The organism is Pantoea sp. T14 (genome assembly GCF_036663535.1).
In the GTDB taxonomy this organism is placed as follows: domain Bacteria; phylum Pseudomonadota; class Gammaproteobacteria; order Enterobacterales; family Enterobacteriaceae; genus Pantoea; species Pantoea phytostimulans.
Genome location: NZ_JAWUEB010000027.1, coordinates 712,285 through 725,097, shown reverse-complemented (window position 1 = coordinate 725,097; position 12,813 = coordinate 712,285). Strand labels below are relative to the sequence as shown.

At 48.3% G+C, this 12,813-nt stretch carries 11 protein-coding genes and 1 pseudogene; 4 read left to right on the top strand and 8 right to left on the bottom strand.

Annotated elements, in window-relative coordinates; translation table 11 throughout:
• Positions 1–14: 14 nt before the first annotated feature.
• Both SC127_RS21475 and SC127_RS21470 read right to left on the bottom strand, forming a co-directional pair.
• The gene (locus SC127_RS21475) at positions 15–1,247 is read right to left on the bottom strand and encodes a type II toxin-antitoxin system HipA family toxin (protein WP_243077942.1); all 1,233 of its coding nucleotides are present in this window, start codon (positions 1,245–1,247) and stop codon (positions 15–17) included.
• Positions 1,240–1,491 (bottom strand): helix-turn-helix domain-containing protein, encoded by a 252-nt coding sequence (locus tag SC127_RS21470; protein ID WP_215846822.1) that lies wholly within the window; start codon positions 1,489–1,491, stop codon positions 1,240–1,242. Before SC127_RS21470 ends, SC127_RS21475 begins: the two co-directional genes overlap by 8 nt.
• Before the next feature lie 200 nt (positions 1,492–1,691).
• Between SC127_RS21470 and SC127_RS21465 the strand changes: the two genes are divergently transcribed.
• Positions 1,692–3,260 carry a sensor domain-containing diguanylate cyclase gene (locus SC127_RS21465; RefSeq protein WP_332627977.1) on the top strand — a complete coding sequence of 523 codons (1,569 nt, stop codon included), beginning with the start codon at positions 1,692–1,694 and terminating at the stop codon, positions 3,258–3,260.
• Positions 3,261–3,648: 388 nt separating this feature from the next.
• On the opposite strand, the gene SC127_RS21460 is transcribed toward SC127_RS21465, so the two are convergent.
• Complete coding sequence (locus SC127_RS21460) at positions 3,649–3,828, bottom strand: general stress protein (protein WP_215846823.1); 180 nt, start codon at positions 3,826–3,828, stop codon at positions 3,649–3,651.
• Between the two features lie 406 nt (positions 3,829–4,234).
• On the opposite strand from SC127_RS21460, the gene SC127_RS21455 reads away from it, so the two are divergent.
• The gene (locus SC127_RS21455) at positions 4,235–4,372 is read left to right on the top strand and encodes a hypothetical protein (RefSeq protein WP_332627975.1); all 138 of its coding nucleotides are present in this window, start codon (positions 4,235–4,237) and stop codon (positions 4,370–4,372) included.
• 131 nt (positions 4,373–4,503) lie between these two features.
• Here the strand turns inward: SC127_RS21455 and SC127_RS21450 are convergent, their stop codons facing one another.
• Positions 4,504–5,487, bottom strand: a complete 984-nt coding sequence (locus tag SC127_RS21450) for an SDR family oxidoreductase (protein WP_332627973.1) — start codon at positions 5,485–5,487, stop codon at positions 4,504–4,506.
• 198 nt (positions 5,488–5,685) lie between these two features.
• A complete protein-coding gene (locus SC127_RS21445; RefSeq protein WP_243077946.1) occupies positions 5,686–6,651 on the bottom strand; it encodes a UV damage endonuclease UvsE in 966 nt (321 codons plus the stop codon).
• A gap of 287 nt (positions 6,652–6,938) precedes the next feature.
• On the opposite strand from SC127_RS21445, the gene SC127_RS21440 reads away from it, so the two are divergent.
• On the top strand, positions 6,939–8,024 hold the full coding sequence (locus SC127_RS21440; protein WP_332627970.1) for an aldo/keto reductase: 1,086 nt from the start codon (positions 6,939–6,941) through the stop codon (positions 8,022–8,024).
• 216 nt (positions 8,025–8,240) lie between these two features.
• Here SC127_RS21440 and SC127_RS21435 read toward each other — a convergent pair whose 3' ends face one another.
• The 3 genes and pseudogenes from SC127_RS21435 to SC127_RS21425 all read right to left on the bottom strand — a co-directional run.
• Positions 8,241–9,032: a hypothetical protein gene (locus tag SC127_RS21435; RefSeq protein WP_332627968.1), complete on the bottom strand. Its 792-nt coding sequence runs from the start codon at positions 9,030–9,032 to the stop codon at positions 8,241–8,243.
• Positions 9,016–11,073, bottom strand: a complete 2,058-nt coding sequence (locus tag SC127_RS21430) for a lipase family protein (protein WP_332627966.1) — start codon at positions 11,071–11,073, stop codon at positions 9,016–9,018. The genes SC127_RS21435 and SC127_RS21430 overlap by 17 nt, the downstream gene beginning before the upstream one ends.
• Positions 11,074–11,378: 305 nt before the next feature.
• Positions 11,379–11,591, bottom strand: a pseudogene (locus SC127_RS21425) (hypothetical protein); the annotation flags it as partial.
• A gap of 196 nt (positions 11,592–11,787) precedes the next feature.
• Here SC127_RS21425 and SC127_RS21420 point away from each other — a divergent pair.
• Positions 11,788–12,669, top strand: a complete 882-nt coding sequence (locus tag SC127_RS21420) for an ROK family protein (protein WP_332627964.1) — start codon at positions 11,788–11,790, stop codon at positions 12,667–12,669.
• Positions 12,670–12,813: the final 144 nt, after the last annotated feature.

Genomic DNA, 12,813 nt, shown 5'->3' with positions numbered 1-12,813 from the left:
CGAGTCGAAAAAGGCTACAGCAGAGAATCTGTTTTGCGTTTTTTAGGCCGTTTCACATCCGTTTTTAAAAAGAGGTTATTGGTTGCGCCCGCCTTGGTTAAAGAACGGCTGATCGCCGCCTGCAACTCAGGAAACTCGCCAAACAGATCTGGGTTTGCCAACTGATCGCTAATCAAATCAGCGAACTCTTCCAATACGCTGGCAGGTTTAACGATTTTAAGTTCGCGACCAAATTTGATCAGGCTATCCCGGTCTGGGAATAGCTTGCTTTTATTCATTTTCAGCGCCATTTCTTTATCGTTGGTGGGATAGATAAACGTGTTAACCACATCATAAAGCGGCGAAAGTGTTGGGGTCGGCTCACCGTTTGCGGAATATAACAGTGAGAAATTCTTGAGATGCGCATCGCCGTTGCCCACCATGCAGCTGAACAAAACGTAGCGCCAGTAAAGCTCAACCTGAGACTGATCGCGTGTAAAAAGAGCGACAATTTTGGCGCCGGTTTCATAAGAGCCGGCGTACTTATGATCAGAGGTTTTCCCCGCCAGGACGCAGAAATCTTCCATCGCTAAACGCTTATCGCCCGCGATATCGAAACGCTCCATGATAAACAGCTCTTTATTATCGGACAGCCAAAACGGCGCGACCGGTAATCCACAGGTTTTGGCCAACGACATGCAGATAAATTCATTTTCTGCCAGCCGTGGATACTCTTCATCGCCGGTTTTCGCGATCAAATTGGGATAAAGCACTGCGCCTCGGCTTTCAGTGCTGATCATCACTTTGGGTTGTACACCGGAAATAGAGGTGTTGAGCAGATATTTATTCAGTAGATATTCGAATGCGCTCTCTTTGTGATCCCATTTCAGCAGCTCTTCAAGCTTTTCTGGCGCTGGCGTGGGCAAATCAATATTGCTCACGTATGAGAGTGCACCGATGCCCGTATCCTGTTGCAAAGCAAGAAACAGCATGTCTGAAATGTTTCCCACGTAGCGGCGTAGACGTTCAGCAATATGATAACGAACGTAGCCTTCCGGGATATTCATTTCAAAGATGTTGAACAGCCGACTGGCGTTGTAACTCATTTTGTTATCGGGCTGCATGGTCAGCGACACGCGCCGCCGACGGGTGTCAGCATAGGTGAAATTGTAACTGCCGTGTTCGTGGATGAGCTTGCCGCTGTATTCACCGCCGTTATACACATCGATATGACGTACAGGTTGTGAAAGCTGTTTGAGGTCAGTCATCGTCAAAGAGCGCCTCAAGTTCATCCAACTGCGGTAAACCTGAAGACTGAACGGTTAATATCAGTTCCACCGCCGTCAGATAAAGGGTCAAGGATTTCAGCGAGCCGGTGTAGGCACCGTTCTCAATTTCTGAAATTACCGTTCTTTGAATGCCAGCACGCAAAGCCGCAGCGGATTGCGTCCACCCTTTTGCTTTGCGTTTTTCACGGCACTTCATTCCTATCGCTTTCAAACCCGGCAGCATAAGCCCTCAAAATGTCACTATATAGTGACAATAATGCGTTATTCATCATAATGTCACTATATAGTGACATATTCAACCCGTTTTCCCTCTTAAATACGTGACGTTAACAAGCGCGATGTTTGTAACAAACAGCCAAATAGCCTTGGTTTACCCGTGTTACCTCATCATCAGGGAATAATTAACTGTGCTTTACTTTATGCATGGAGATAAGAAACGTTTTTACACAGAAGCCCAACGCGCAACCGGAGGCAGAACGCATTGCTCGTTCCCCGCTGGTCAGAAGCATTTGGATTTTTGGCGGCCTGCTGATCGTTGCCGTGCTGACCATTAATGCCTGGTCACTCAGTCAATCCTGGCAACGAATGATTCGCAACGCTGAGGATACAGCCATCAACCTTTCACTTTCTCAGGCGCGCCAGGCGGAAGATACTTTCTTGCAAACGGAAATTACGCTTAGAGAATTGCAACGCGATCTTCAGAGTAACATCGCCGCGGGTGCCCAGGGTTCCAGGCTGAGTTTAACCATGCGAGACCTTAAGAGCCGCCTGCCCCAGCTGCATGGCCTGTTTTTTTATGATGCCAGCGGTAAGTGGATTGCTACTTCGGCGCAACCGGTGCCGGTCGGCATTAATAACTCCGATCGCGACTATTTTGTCTATCACCGTAACAATCCGCGCAACAGCGTACATATCGGGCCGGTTATTCGCAGCCGCAGTACTGGCGAGCTCGTTATACCGGTTTCCATGCGAGTGACCAGCGCGGGTGGTGGGTTTGGCGGCGTGCTGTTAGCCACAATAAAGGTGGATTATTTCCGACATTATTACGGCTATTATGAGATGGGCAACAGCGATGTTTTGGTCTTGATGCTTGCTGATAGCACGGTGCTTTACGCCCGCCCAATGCCAGACAGTTACATAGGAAAAAACCTTTCTTCAAGTTGTCTGTTTCGCGAAATGTTGATGAAGTCTGATCGCGGTAGCGGACAATGGAGTGCGGCGTTGGATGGAAAAAAACGCATCTTTGGATTCGCACGCTCTGAGCGTTATCCGCTGGTGGTCGCCGCCGGTTATGACAAACAGAGCCTGATAAAACAGTGGATGAAAAGCCGGGTGCAGGATGTCACGTTAAACCTGGCGCTACTGGCAGGCATCCTGATCATGATTTTTTTCATTCTGCGCCAGGCGCGCATGAATCTGCGTTATCAAGCTGAGCTGACTCAACTGCGTGATGAATTAACGCTCGTGAACAACAGCTTAAAATCGATGGCAATGATTGATGGGCTAACTGGACTGGCTAACCGCAGGCAGTTTGATCTCTATCTGCACGAGTGCCTAATGCGCTCAGCTGTAAACGGGGAACCCGTTTCGTTGCTGATGATCGATGTCGATTATTTTAAGCGTTACAACGACACGTATGGTCATACTAATGGCGACGAATGCCTACGGCGTTTGGGTGATACGCTGAGTAAAATGCCCCATCGCAGCGCTGATTTAGTGGCGCGTTATGGCGGTGAGGAGTTTGCAATTATCCTGCCGAACACTCAGCAAAAAGACGCTTTACGCGTGGCTATGCGCGCTGTTGAAACGGTCCGTAGCCTCTCGATTTCTCACCAAACAACTGACGTTCCAGCAGGTATCGTCACTATCAGTGCCGGTTGTGCCACGATCACGGCAAGTGGAAAAGAGAAAGATGTGCAACAGCTTCTCACCCATGCAGATGCTGCCCTTTACCGCGCCAAACACCATGGGCGAAATCGGGTGGCGCTATGAGTTCGATAATCTACAAAAGCGAATGGGGTTATTAGTGAACCGTAAGCGGATGCATAAAGCAAAAAAATCATCTGTATGCAGAGGATTGGGCGGATGTAGAAGATTCAGTTGTGTTTACCAAAACAGACTGACTTATTTAGCCTTGCGTTAATGCGCTAAATATATATCTATTAAACTTAAGCGCATTATGAAATTTAAATGAACAAAATTGCAATTTAGACGGAAAGATCAAAGAACTATTCTTTAAAAATAAATGAGCACTACGATATTTAAATTAATTCCACGACTGACAATGCGGGTACTTTTATTAAAAATAGCGTACTAAAAAAAACATGGCCCCGACACTGAACGTGCCGGGGCCTGTGGCTAAAAGAAGCTAATCGCCCTTTTATTCAGACTTGCGTCCGCCACCATGACTGCTTTGGCCGCCTTTTTTACCAGCCTCAGAAGCCTTCTCACGATCATTTGCGAAATTACCGCCGCTGTTCTGTCCGCCTTTTTTACCGGCTTCAGATGCTTTACCAGGATTTTCCGCAAAATTACCTGAACCACCACGATGTTCGGCCATAAATTCCTCCTGAACATATTGTCATTAATTTAATGGCAAACAGCATAATGCTAATTACGCTGAACGTTTTCTTCGTGTTGCAGGATTAATAGTAGAGAAGGATGCCAGGCTTGCAAATATATTTCAGGGGATTTTTAGGCATATTTGTACAGGACACATTAGCATGTACATTTATAAACAAAGCGGCAGCGATAAGTTTTACTTATATTATGCGGGTTTAGCGCCACGCATAGAGCGAGTCTTTACAGCTGTAAATTCACATAAAGTTACACTCTGACACCCATAGAAAATAATACCGAAACAGTTTATGCCTACGTTTTGCGACAGTTTCACCGCGTCAATCAGCCGCTGACTGACAAAAATCGGTACGAAAAAAGAATACAGAGAGTCTTGGCAGAAAGTCACCGTGCCTTATGCCCTTTGCTCAGAAGATCACAACGGCGCAGTGTTGTTACTGACAAATTTCAGCGAGAAGCCGCTGAAGGTGGAGATCAGCAAAGCGGGCGCTGAAGAACTCACGGAACAGCTGGCCGGAAGCGAATAATCGCTTTCCGGCTTTAAAAAATATCCGTGAGAAGATGATCTCAGCGGTTATGGTTATCGCGGGTTCACGGTTAAAAAATCGCCAGGTAAATCTGCTGGGCAATGCCGGAAAACGCCGACAGTGTCCATACATTAACGTGCTTTTCCGTAACGTTTGCACAACGCCAGCAGCGCCAGCCCGGCTACCGTGAGCACGAAGTTGCCGGGTAATCGGGCATCCACCGTTATCGCCTTCTCTTTTGCTTCGTGATCAAAACGTCCGTGCGCCTGATGTAAACCTTCCACTGGCTTATCCAGGTAGTCCGGTTTTGGTGTCGTGATGGGCGCTGACTCTTTCTGCCCTTCCCAAGCCTGTTTTGCCATCATCTTGTCGAGCAAGTCAGGAAAGAGAAAATGGCCCACAATGGACTGAAAGCTGGTTTTACCTACCCAAACTTCACGCACGTTGCGCTGTGAGGCGTTAAAAATAGCGTTGGCAGCCACCTCAGGTTGATAAACCGGCGCAACAGGCCGAAGCGGACGATCCAGTTTGTTGCGCGCCCAGTCAAACTGCGGCGTATTTATTCCCGGCAACTGCACCATCGTCAGCCTGACCGCGCTTTTCTCATGAATAAGCTCACAACGCAGTGAATCGGTGAATCCGCGAATAGCGGCTTTTGCAGCACAGTAAGCAGACTGGAGCGGTATTGAGCGATACGCCAAGGCAGAACCTACCTGGATAATGATCCCTTTATTGCGCGGCTTCATGAGTCGCAACGCTTCTCGGGTTCCATTGACACTGCCCAGATAAGTCACGTCTGTTACGCGGCGATATTCGTCATCGCTGAAGGCATCAAAAGGTGCCAGAACCGTACACATGGCGCAGTTAATCCACACATCAGGTGGGCCGAGTTCAGCATCAATACGATCTGCTGCTTGCGTAACCTGGCGGGCATCTGCGACATCTGCGCTGATGCCGAGCGCTCGGACAGCGTACTTCTCTACGTTTTTCACGGTCTCTGCCAGACCCGCTTCACTGCGGGCAATTACCGCCACATCAAAACCCGCTTGGGCAAAGCGTTCGGCTGTTGCTCTACCCACGCCCGCCGTTCCGCCCGTAATCACCACTATACTCATAACGCCTCCTAAAGCCTGACGAGGAGCGCCAAGGCTGATTTGTCAGAGGGGATTATGTCTTTATAGACTCTGGCTGAGCAGAAGGCATAGCAGGCGTATGACGTTATCGCTCAGCAAGCCGAGAAGCCAACCCACTGACAGAGAAAAACAACGGCGACAACCAAGAGCAGCGTAGGAGCCGCACAGCATGCTGGCCCATCAGCGATCAAGATTGGCAAGTAAACGCTTATATAACGGATCTCTGGCTAAGTTTTTCATTTTAACTTCACACATAATATCGAAATCTGTGAAAGATAAAGCCCAGTCATTTAATGTTTCATTAAAATAGAAATCAGAATGCGCCCTTAACTTCGATTTAGAGAGACCTAAAATGTTTTGATCAGGAAAGCCTTGCTCAGGAATTAATCCCTCTTGGGAAATTGAGTAATGTAGAACGGGCCTTACGCCTCGCCACGATGCTTTGATTAATGCGATGCGAGGGTCATCAGGTTTAATAAATTCATTTTCTTTAACCCAGTGATGATGAATATCCAGCACGATTGGGCAGAGATCCTTGGCTTGTAACACATCATCAAGTGAACATGATATCTCGTCATTCTCCACGGTTAACATACGCTGGGCTTCGGTGCTGAGCTTCAAAAATGATGCCTTAAAACCACTGAACCCAAGCTTGCCATTCATATGGATATTGATTTTGAAATCCTGAAATTCTTGACCATAACCCATTAATTTAGCGCAAGTTGTATGATACTCCACATCGTCGATAGCGCGCTCGACCACGGCCGGATTGTCTGAGGCTAATACGGTATATTGCCCTGGATGAAATGAGAGCCTGATATTATTTTGTTTGGCAACGTTGCCGCAGGCTAAAAACAGTGGGTATAAATCGGGTAATAAATTCGCATAAGGCTTTTTTGCTTCAGGAACGGTATATAACGGCAATAAATCGCTGCCTATTCTCATCATCCTCAGTGCTTCAGGTAATAAAGCTAACTGTTCCAGAGTTGAGCGAAGATGCGTTAAATTCAACGTTGCCAGATCGGCTAATACGCTTTCTCTTTGCGCTTCATTCAGGCTTAAAAACCGGGTGCGCGTAGTACCTTTCAGAGGAAAAAGTTGTTTTAAATCTGAATTGATATATTTACATGCGAAGCCTAATTTCATTACTCATCCTCTTATACATCCCTTAAAAATAACAATATAAGTCTAACAAACCCGCAGCCGGGCGCTGAAAAATTTAGCGACTTTCCACTTATAGAGACGTGTACACAACGTAATGCACCGCGATGAGATGATTCAACGGCTTGCGTTAATGTGCTTTGGGCATTTGCAACAATCACAGATGCTTTCTACCCTTTCCTTCCATCACATTTATAACAAGACGTTTATCACAAGAAGATGCTTGCCCTCTGTGCCAAACCGCTTAATTAACCAGAAAGGGAGAATGAAATATGCAGTACAACAAGCTAGGTCATTCAGGATTACTGGTCTCGCAGTTCGCCTTGGGCACGGTGCCATTCGCAGGTAAAGCTGGGTTTGAAAAAACCGGTAACGTTGATGCAAAAGAAGCGCGCCGGTTTATCGACATTGCGCTGGATTATGGCGTGAATATGATCGATACCGCTGATCTTTACTCAATGGGCGGCGCAGAACAGGTTGTGGGTGATGCGTTGGGCGACAAGCGCGACAGCGTTATTCTTACATCTAAAGCGCGCAGTCCGCTGGGCGACGATCCTAACAACAGCGGTGCGAGCCGTTATCATTTAATCAGAGCCTGTGAAGCGAGCCTGCGCCGGTTGAAAACCGATCACATCGATTTATATCAAATCCACAATTGGGATGGTGTTACGCCCGTTGAAGAAACGCTTAGAGCGTTAGAGGATTTAGTAAAAAGCGGGAAAATCCGCTATTTCGGCACCTCAAACTACACGGCATGGCAAATGATGAAGACGCTGGGTTGCGCTGAAAAATATAACCTTCTCAAACCCATCAGCCAGCAAATTTATTACACGCCTGAATCGCGTGAAGCAGAATATGAACTGCTGCCGATGGCACGGGATCAAGATATTGGCACGCTGGTCTGGGGCCCACTTGGTGAAGGTTGGTTAACCGGAACGGTGCGCCGTAATGTCAAAACGCCTGAATCGTCACGTCAAGGTAATGGCTGGCCGGAACCCTATGTGCACGATATGGAACACGCCTATAACGTGATTGATGTGCTGGCTGAAGTCGGTTCAGAACTTGATGCCTCAGTAGCGCAAGTTTGTCTGGCTTGGCTCGCTACCCGTCCAGGCATCACGTCATTACTCATTGGCAACCGCACTGAAGCGCATTTGCGCGACAATTTGGCTGCCGTCGATCTGGTTTTAAGCGATGAACAGCGGCAGAAAATTGAACAAGTGACCCGTCCTGCTCCGCAATATCCTTACTGGCATCGGTTTACCAGCGGCATGGATCGTTTAGATGCCGCTGAAAAGCCATTTTTAGATGAACATCGGCAGACAATCGATAACAGAAAGGATTTGTCTGTTAAATGATACGGTTAAGCCGCCTGCCGGGCGGCTTATGCCCCACACATCCCGGGTTACTTCGATTGTTAGATCCTCTTTTCATCAAGCTTATTTTTAAGCGTGAAATCGGCCCAATGGGAGCGAAGCTGCAAAATGCGACATTTTACTAAATGTGCAGGTTCGAAGGCTAAAGTGTAAAAAAAGGATCTCAAGAAGATCCTTTTTAGATGGATGAATGCATCATTATTTCATAGAAAGTAATTTTGTATAGTCGGGAATAATACCTCTAATCTTTTCGGTCGTACCATCTGGATATAACACGGTCATCCCCGGGCTATCTTTCCGATTTCTAGGACTTTCAAGTTTGACAACTTTTTTGGAATACACTATTGGTTCAATGCGTATATTTTTTGTACCACTAAGCCTGTAGTACCTATTCCATTTCTCATATTTTGTATTCCCAGCAAACAGCTGAGCATACGTCTCAATGAACATATTATTGGTAATGACCATCGGGAAAAACTCAGTTTTAAACATTAAGTCACCACTGACAAAATTTGGTTTTCCTTTCCCAAATGCATTGCTGTAGCCCTCATCATCAAAATCAAATACATAGTTTGCAGGAATAATATCTTTCCCGTTAGCCAGTACAGAGGTTTTGGCTAACTGTATTCCGACCCTGATACCGCTTAGGGTCCAGCCACACTTTGTTCCACCGTCAAAGGCAATACGAATCTGGCGAACACCATTACCATCGGCTGGACTGAGATCCATCTGCATGGGATTAAGTCCCCTTTCCGTACTCACATGTGATTCAGTCGTGGGATCATAAACTTTCCGTCGGCATGTCTCAGAGCGATAAAGCACATCCAGCGGTAATACCTCCGTCTCAGCTGGCAGTTTCACCGCTACCGTTACCCATTCACTACTGGCTGGGGGTCTAAGAGTATAGTCCGGGCGACTGGCACAGCCACTCAAGGGTAACAGCGCCAGAAGTGGCAGCAATCCTGCCAGAGATTTAGCGTGTCGATTCAACTTCTTCCTCCGTAATCGATTTAAAACGGGTCAGGGCATTCTCACCGCCCAGCAGCTTCCGGGTAATCGTCAGCGAACTGCCCACCATATCCTGCAGGGCCAGGAACATCCGGTTTCGCTTCAACTCTTCCGGTGGACTGCTTGTCCCGTAATCCGCCATTTGCTGCCGGAAATCCTCACGGTACTCTTTCCGGCTCAGTTTCAGTTCCGGCCATGCCGATTCCAGAAGCTGGTTGTTCAGGAACGGCAGATACTCACTCGCCATTGAGTGCTGGCCCGGACTGGTCATATGGTCAAAATTTGGATTGGTGTTCCGGGGGAAAATCGTCTGAATATCCGCGGCCGGGAACTCTCGCACAAACGCCTCCTGCGCCTCTTTCGCCTCCGTGTTTTCTGCCTCAGACAGCGACGGGACAAGGAACAGTTTAACTTTGTGCATATCGCTGGAGCTGAGGCGGCGGCAGGAATAATTATTTATCGCCTTGCATTCCAGCCAGGTTCGGGTCTGTGTGGCGCGGAAGAAGACCACCGGGCTGCCGTGATGCCAGTAATGCTCACCAATGTAAGCCCCTGCCATCTGCGCCGGCAGCTCGGCCGTCAGTGTCCAGAAAAAGCCCAGCGTGGCGCCGAGAGGACCAAACTTACCGTACAACCAGTTATCCAGATTGGCATCAAACGGCACGCTGGTGATGGTGTCGCTGTCGTTGACGTGCCGGTAGTGGGTGATCTGATACAGGTTACCCACAGCATCCGCAGTAAAGGTCCGGGGCATTCCGTATGTGTAGAGTATCGGCTCAGCTGCTTTCATTTCTGCCGCGTAAGTCAGCCCTAGCGCTCCCCCCAGACTATGCCCGCAGATAAACAGCTTTTTCGTTCCATTAGCGTCTGCCAGATCATCTTTTATTTGAGTAAACGTATCCTTAAACCGCTCCTTCGCCAGCTGGTATGCCTCCAGAAAACCGCCGTGAATACGACCGGCTTTAGCCAGCTCAGCCGGGCATGGTTGCGGTAAATACCAGCTGTCGGTGATCCAGTCCGGCACCTCCTGCGTTCCCCGCCATGCCACGATCACATGGGCCGCATTTTCCACGTAAAAAAGCTGGGTGCTGTCGAGCAATAAGCGGGCGGGGGCTTTGTGACTTAAGCGGGATGAGTCCAGAAATTCAGCAGTGATGTACCGCTCACGGAACGGTACATCAACAACAAGCGCGTAAGGAAATGATGGAAATTCTTCATATCTCGGTGTCGTGGACAAATCCAGGCATTTTTCCAAGAAAAACGGCTTAATAACCTTATTCCCACCTTTCGCATAGGCCATATCAGCCATCACGCCGAGGTTATAGCCATTTGCCAGCGAATAGTCTTTCGTGTCATGCAGCACCAGTGTCCACGCCCGAAACGGGCAGATTTCTATCACATGCCGCTTCTCCAGCATCTCCCGAGGGATTTCCGTGCCTTTCAGCGATGTTCCATGCGGAAAGTGAAACCGTGGCGGCTCTTTATCTGTCCATTCAGGGATATCGGGCATCCGGTCACACAGTTTACCAATGGTCACATAATGGTGGTCATAGCCGTGCTGCTCAGCGCTAATCTGCACGTTTGAACGCCATTTCGGATCGCGCGTTTCTGGCCGGAAAATATTATTACTTACCGGCTGACTGTTCGGGTTCCGGCTGAGGCCCAGCGGACGCTGTTCCATCTCGTCGGCCAGCTGCTGGCCGTCTGTTTTCACGTCAACGCTAATCCAGTACAGGTCGTCGAACCGCACCAGACCCTGGCTGTCGGTCACCCCGACGGGCGGATTCGCCGGCGGTGTGGGGTCAAACCGGGCGTGACCGCCCCTGGCCCACAGCGCCAGCTCCTCCGGCGTTGCCAAATGATGGTACTCCAGCTGAACCTTCAGGCCGGATACCGCATTGTTGTCCTCGTCTACAAACTGCAGTTCCAGCCAGTGCATCCGCTGCTTATCACAGGTGACCTCTTTGTACTTCATTTTGTGGCTCAGGCAGGTCACTGTTGTGTTATCTTTCGCGTCCGCCATGCATTTAAATCCTTTTAGTTTCTCAGGTTAAGTATCGGTCCATCATACACCGCAGGCATTTTATCGCCGTTGCCGGGGAGACACACAAAAGTAAATTTTGTAAGGTGCGGCACTTTAACTCACTAAACTGGCTGCTTTTACCTGAGAATAGTTTGTCGGGTAGTGCTAAATTCACGGGCCACGGCACTCACAGTTATCACCATGCTGAATCGTTCCAGAACCGATTTCTTTTATTCATCATTCAGTGCAGCGGGGCGTCCAAAGCGTTTCCCTGATGCTTTTGCCCGTGCAATACCGGCATGTGCGCGCTCGATTAGCTGATCCTTCTCAAACTCAGCGATAGCTGAGATCACCTGCATGGTCAGATAGTGACTACCGTAAGAAGAACGCATGGATTCATGTACTTCCTGTTCGGTATTTACCCCCAGTGTTTTTAATTCATCGACCAGATTTTGCAGCATTTTCTGTGAGACAACAGGATAGACAACCTCCTTTATGACGCCGTCCGGCTGGTCTAGGTAATCGCTATGGTAACCATTTCACAGGTGAGTAATTTTTAATCAGATCCAGTTCAAAAAAGCCAGATGTCGCATTTTGCAGCTTCGCTCCCACTAGGCAAATCAGTGATTAAAGACACTTGAACGCGTTTTAACGTCTGGTGTTTTCATCGCCCTCTATACTTCTAAGCGTTGATTGTCTTTCTGGGAGAAAAAAATGAAGATTGCGGCGTTTGATATCGGTGGTACTTCGTTGAAAATGGGTGTTGTAACTAATGAGGGTGAGATGCTGTGTCAGGAGAGCGCGGATATCTCGCACAATTCTCGCGATAAAATCCTTAATGAAATATTGGGTTGGTTGAAGAAAAACAGTGAGTGTGAAGGTATTGCGATTAGCGTGCCGGGTTACGTTGATGCACAGCGCGGCTTTATATCCATGGGAGGCACGGTCAGAGAGTTTGATCAGTTCCCGCTTGCCGAATGGTTATCAGAAAAAACCGCATTACCGGTGAGCGTCGAAAACGATGCGCATTGTGCCCTGCTGGCAGAATATTGGTTGGGTAAAGCCAGCAAAATGTCAGATTTTTTGATGCTGACCATCGGCACAGGCCTGGGTGGTGCCGCCTTTTGTAATAACGCCTTGATACGCGGCAAACGCGATCGTGCCGGTGAGTTTGGCTGCCTCCTCACCTCTCGCCCTGCCAGCAGCAATATCATGCATTACAGCATGAGTAAGACCTGCACCATGACCGCGCTGCGCGAGTATTACAGCGAGCAGAAAGGTTTATCTACTAAAGACGTTTCTGGCAAAGATGTTTTTGATCACTATGACCAAGGCGACGCCATCGCCAGCCGCATGGTGACGACCTTCTACCAGGATCTCTGCTCTGGCATCTTTAATTTGGCCTCCATATTTGACCCCGAAACGATATTCATTGGCGGCGGTATCGCCGAACGGGAATCCTTTTTAGACGAGGTCAAGTTTCATCTCGAATGGTTCAGTCAGGATATCTCGATTGATACGGCAACCCACGGCAATGATTCAGGCATGTTGGGTGCGGTTTATCACTTCCTGCAAAGCCAGAATGTTGATAAATAATTGCGCGGCTCAGGCATGTCGCCCGCTTATCATTAACATATCTTGCTGTTTTTGCACCCTATTCATCTTTTAAGGCGCATAAGAAAACAGTCAGTTCTATAGTTGTTGAAGGCCATTTCAGTCGGTAAAGCAAAAAGAGGTTTT